This is a genomic window from Synechococcus sp. R5-12 (assembly GCF_047502655.1).
Classification (GTDB): Bacteria; Cyanobacteriota; Cyanobacteriia; order Thermostichales; family Thermostichaceae; genus Thermostichus.
Genome location: NZ_JANSIM010000226.1, coordinates 1 through 4,464, shown reverse-complemented (window position 1 = coordinate 4,464; position 4,464 = coordinate 1). Strand labels below are relative to the sequence as shown.

4 protein-coding genes are annotated in these 4,464 nt (G+C 60.8%); 2 read left to right on the top strand and 2 right to left on the bottom strand.

Annotation, left to right across the window (positions count from 1 at the left end; all coding sequences use genetic code 11):
- Nucleotides 1-80: 80 nt before the first annotated feature.
- Together trmB and NW843_RS11595 are read left to right on the top strand one after the other, a co-directional pair.
- The gene (gene trmB / locus NW843_RS11600) at nucleotides 81-800 is read left to right on the top strand and encodes a tRNA (guanosine(46)-N7)-methyltransferase TrmB (protein WP_414523017.1); all 720 of its coding nucleotides are present in this window, start codon (nucleotides 81-83) and stop codon (nucleotides 798-800) included.
- Between the two features lie 89 nt (nucleotides 801-889).
- The gene (locus tag NW843_RS11595; protein WP_414523016.1) at nucleotides 890-2,473 is read left to right on the top strand and encodes a type II CAAX prenyl endopeptidase Rce1 family protein; all 1,584 of its coding nucleotides are present in this window, start codon (nucleotides 890-892) and stop codon (nucleotides 2,471-2,473) included.
- Nucleotides 2,474-2,485: 12 nt separating this feature from the next.
- Here NW843_RS11595 and NW843_RS11590 read toward each other — a convergent pair whose 3' ends face one another.
- On the bottom strand, nucleotides 2,486-3,547 hold the full coding sequence (locus NW843_RS11590) for a DnaJ domain-containing protein (protein WP_414523015.1): 1,062 nt from the start codon (nucleotides 3,545-3,547) through the stop codon (nucleotides 2,486-2,488).
- Complete coding sequence (locus NW843_RS11585; protein WP_414523014.1) at nucleotides 3,505-4,431, bottom strand: ABC transporter substrate-binding protein; 927 nt, start codon at nucleotides 4,429-4,431, stop codon at nucleotides 3,505-3,507. Before NW843_RS11585 ends, NW843_RS11590 begins: the two co-directional genes overlap by 43 nt.
- Nucleotides 4,432-4,464 lie beyond the last annotated feature (33 nt).

Below are 4,464 nucleotides of genomic sequence, written 5' to 3'. Positions count from 1 at the left end.
AAGCCCGCCCTGTACTGCGAAGTAGTCAGGGTCGGGTAGTTTACTGGGCGAGGGCCGCAGCTGGCGGCAGGAGGTGGTCTATGGAAGCAGAGGTGCAACAGGGGCAGCAATCGCCTGAGGGCCAACTGGAGAAGCGCCCCCCTTCTCCGCCTTGGGCCGGGATCCCCTTACAGAGGGGCCTCGGTCACCGGGTACGGCAGCACGTCAATCCCCTGCAGGCGCAGTATCAGCAGCCCACCCCCCCACCCCACTGGGAGCGGGTATACCGACGGCTGGGGCAGCCCTTTCATCTGGATATCGGCACAGGGAGCGGACGATTTCTGCTGCGCCTCGCTCAGGAGCAGCCCGACTGGAACTTCCTAGGGGTAGAGATTCGGCAGGCGCTGGTGGAGCGGGCCAATGCCTGGCGGGACGAGCTGGGGCTGGATAACGTCCATTTTCTGTTTGCCAACATCAATGTCTCTTTGCGGCATCTGTTTGCGCCGGGGGATCTCAGCCGGGTGACCATCCTATTTCCGGATCCCTGGTTCAAAAAGCGCCATCACAAACGGCGGATCGTCCAGCCCCAACTGGTAGCGGATCTGGCTCTGCTGCTGCGACCGGGCAGCCCTGTCTTCCTGCAATCGGATATCCAAGAGGTGGCCGAAGAAATGGCAGCTCGATTTTTAGAGCATCCGCAGTTTTGGGATCCCCATCAGGGGCCTTTGGACTCCAATCCCCTCGGCATTCCCACCGAGCGGGAGTGGCAGTGTCTGCAATTGGATCTGCCCATCTATCGCTATTGGCTGGAGCGCCGGTGACAACGGGGCAAAGCAGTAATAACAACTCCATTCCGCCAAGACAAACAGAAGATAGGATATAACCCGCTTGAGTTGGATCCGTCGCCGCAATGTCTCACTCTGAAACCACGGCCTCTGCCGACCCCTCCTCTGCTTGGTTTTCTGTTCGCCGTGGGATCCTCAACCTGCTGAGCCTATTGGCCATTGTGATTGTCGGGCTTTCTCTTTCCAGCAGTTGGTTTCAGCCGCCGCCCCAAACGCAGTTGGATTTGTTGCAAACCGATCTCGCCCTGCAGGCTTCCCGCACCCTCGATGATCCCCGCTATCAGGATCTGGCACGGGCGCTTTTGGGCCAGGATGTGTTCAAGGTGGCCCAAAATCGCTATCAGCAGACTGCCGATAACTACGCCGAACGCCTGAAACGTTTGAAACGGCTGGCCCGTTTAACTCCTGCTGGCGAATCTGAGGCGGCCAGCCCAGAACTGGCCCAATCTCCAGAGGTGGATCCCGCCCTTCTGGCCTCAATGCAAGATTTGCAGACGGAGCTGGATGCGCTTTGGCTGCGCCTGGGCTTGCTCTATGCCTACCAAGAAGATCTGGAAGCTGCTCGGCAGCAATGGCAGCAGATCATCGACCTGGAACGTCCCGTGGAGCTGGAATCGAGCCAAAAGGGGGCAGCGCGGGTTTTGCAAGGGCTGTGGGGAACACCGCGGCGCATCTTGCCAGAGGCGGAGGTGCAGATTCGCAATCATCTGGATGGTTGGTTTGAGGCGGTGGCTCTGCAACAGCTTTACCGACTGCAGCAGCGCAGCGATAGCCTAAATGCCCTCAACCAACAGCAGGAAAAATTGGCCTTGGCGGCTCTATTTCGACTGGCGGTGGTGGGCGGGATCCCCGTGCTGGGGGCACTGCTGGGGTTGATGCTCTTGTTGGGCTGGCTGGGCTGGAGCCTTTGGCGCAAACGTCCGCTCCTGGGCCCTGCTTGGGAAGTGCCTTGGCCGGGGATCGGGGCGCAAGCGGTGTTGACCGGCTGGTTTTTGGGGTTTATCGCCCTCAACGCTTTGGTGCCTCGACTTTACATCATCATCCTCGGCCTGGGGGCAGAGCAGCTCAGCCCTTGGCACCAGGCGGTGGCCCTGTTTCTCACCTACAACTCCGGCGCTGTGCTGGGGGCGGGGTTGTTGTACCGTCTCTTGCACACCTACCCCGGCTGGCAGAGGGTGCTGCAGGTGCGGTTGTGGGACCCTTGGCTGCTGTGGGGCCTGTGTGGCTACTGGGTGGCCTTGCCTTTGGTGGTGCTGGCAGCGGCGCTGTCGCAGTTGCTGCTGCCGCAGGCAGGGGGTGGGAATCCCATTTTGCCCCTGCTGCTGGATAGCCATGGTTGGGGGGCGCGGTTGGTGTTTTTGGCCGTGGTGTCTGTCTGTGCCCCTGTTTTTGAGGAGGTGCTGTTCCGGGGCTTTTGGCTGCCTACTCTAAGCCGCTACCTGCCTATGGGGGCCGCCATTGGGCTTAGCGCCTTCACCTTTGCCCTTGCCCACCTCAACCTTTCCGATCTGCTGCCTTTGACCATGCTGGGGGTGGTGCTGGGGGTGGTGTACAGCCACAGCCGCAACCTGCTGGCTCCCATCCTGCTGCACAGCCTCTGGAATACGGGATCCCTGGTGACGCTGCTGGTGCTGGGAGGAGCGCGTTAAGGGGGGCTCTGCCTACTTTTTCCTGCCGAAGAAGCGGCTCAAGAACCCGCCGTTGTCTTCTTTGCGGGGAGGCGGCACCACTTTCTGAGCCTGTGACGTTTGACGGCTGGCCACTCGCGTTGGCGGGACGGAGTCCTTGGGGACGGGAACGGGCTGTTGAGTGGTGACTTGCTGCATCCAACGGCGCACTTCTGCCATCAACTCGGCGTTGGCAGGTTCTAGGCGACTGGCTTGCATAAAGTCTGCTTTGGCCATGCCAGCATTCCCCTGCTTCAGGTGAGCAATGCCCCGGTGCAGGTAGTAGCGGGCCACGTTGGGCTCAGCGCTGATGGCGAAGTTCAGATATTGCACTGCATCCCGGTATTGCTTGCGCTCGATCATGTCCAAGGCTTGGATAAAGCGGGTTTCCGCAGGGCTGAGCTTGGGAGCCGGAGGTGGGGTGGGAACGGGCTGAACAGGGGGACGGCTGGGCGGAGCAACGACGGGGGAGGCTGGGATCCCACCCACAGTGGTACGGCTGGGGGAAGGGGTTGGGATCCCGGTCGCGGTAGTGGTTCTAGAGGCAGGGGCTAGGCTCCCCTGGTAGCCGGCTTTGAGCAACAAATAGGCCAGGTTCAGCTCGCTCAACTGCTCGGTTTTCTCCAGCAGGGTTTCCATGGAGCTGTATTGTTCTTTGGCCAGCTTCTCCACCCGTCTGACATACTCTTCCTGCCAATGGGGGTGCTCGGCCAAGCCCTTGACGGCTTCCCCAGAGGGCCAAAGATCCGGGGGGGGCGTCTCCAAAAGGCGTTTGATCCGCATTTTGAGCACCGTTTCATATTCCCCTCGCTCCCGCTCTTTGGTCAGCACTTCGTTGGCCGGGTTGACCAGCTTGGCAAAGAGGATGTTGGCGCGCTCTGCACCTTCGGGATCCCCCACAAACCGATCCGGGTGGAGGGCCTTGGCCGCCTGCAGGTAGCCGCGCCGGATCCCCTTGGAGTCGGCGGTAAGGGGCACGCCTAAGATGGCGAAATGGTCAGTCTCGTAGCGGGCTAGTCCTCGGTTGAGGCGGGGGACATTAGAGTTGGATCCCATAGTTGCCACTTCTCTAAAATCTGCTGCAAGGTTCCGTTTTCGATCAGGCTGGAAATCGCCCCATCCACAGCTTCCTTCAGGGAAGGATGCTGAGAGGATACTACTCCCACCAGAGGCATGGGGAACAGGGGCGGCCCCACCAGGCGCAGCCGGGATCCAGCTTGGCGCAGGTTTAGGGCGGCAACAGGCTGATCAACCAGCACGGCATCCAACTGGCCGGCTTGTAGCTGAGCAAACAAGCGCTCAGGGTTGCTGGTGGCAAAGAGACGAATGGCGTTGCCCCTCCTCTCGTTATACGCCTCCAGCAGGGCTGCCCCCGTACTGTTAACTACAATGCCCACTTTGCGGCCAAATAATTGCGACAGTGCTTCAATGGCCGGTTCCTCTGGCCCGGAGGCGGGGGAGGGATCCCGTACCACCAAGCGCTGCGGGCTGAGGTAGTAGGGCCGGGTGGCCAGAAACTGCTCCGGATCCAAGCCCAAAGCTTCCCGCGCTCCCCAGATCAAGTCCACCTCATCCGCTTGCAAGGCCGCCAACTGCTCGCTCCAGGCCACGTAGATGGGATCCACCTGCACCTGAAGGATTTGGGCAAGCGCCTCCAGGATATCCCACTCGAAGCCGGCGTAGGTTTGTCGCTCCAAGTCGGTATAGAGATAGGCCGGCCCCAAACTGGGATCCAAGCCAACCCGAATGCGCCCCCGAGCTTGGATCTCAGTCCAACGGGAATCGAGGGGCTGTGCCTGCTCGGTGGGGGCGACTTTCCCTTGTGCCGGCTGAGGGTAACCGGGGCCAGCAGTGGCAACCCCAAGGGCCATTGCTCCCAAGAGGAGAGCCAGGCCGAACTGTGCCGCCCGGCAGCAATGTCGCTGTTTTCTGGGGAGCATGACTCTAGTCAATAATAAGCTCAACTATACTGA

Bases quoted from the DNA above. Each gene is read 5' to 3' on its own strand.
- trmB (WP_414523017.1), top strand. From the start codon at position 81: ATGGAAGCAGAGGTGCAACAGGGGCAGCAATCGCCTGAGGGCCAACTG.
- NW843_RS11595 (WP_414523016.1), top strand. From the start codon at position 890: ATGTCTCACTCTGAAACCACGGCCTCTGCCGACCCCTCCTCTGCTTGG.
- NW843_RS11590 (WP_414523015.1), bottom strand. From the start codon at position 3,547: ATGGGATCCAACTCTAATGTCCCCCGCCTCAACCGAGGACTAGCCCGC.
- NW843_RS11585 (WP_414523014.1), bottom strand. From the start codon at position 4,431: ATGCTCCCCAGAAAACAGCGACATTGCTGCCGGGCGGCACAGTTCGGC.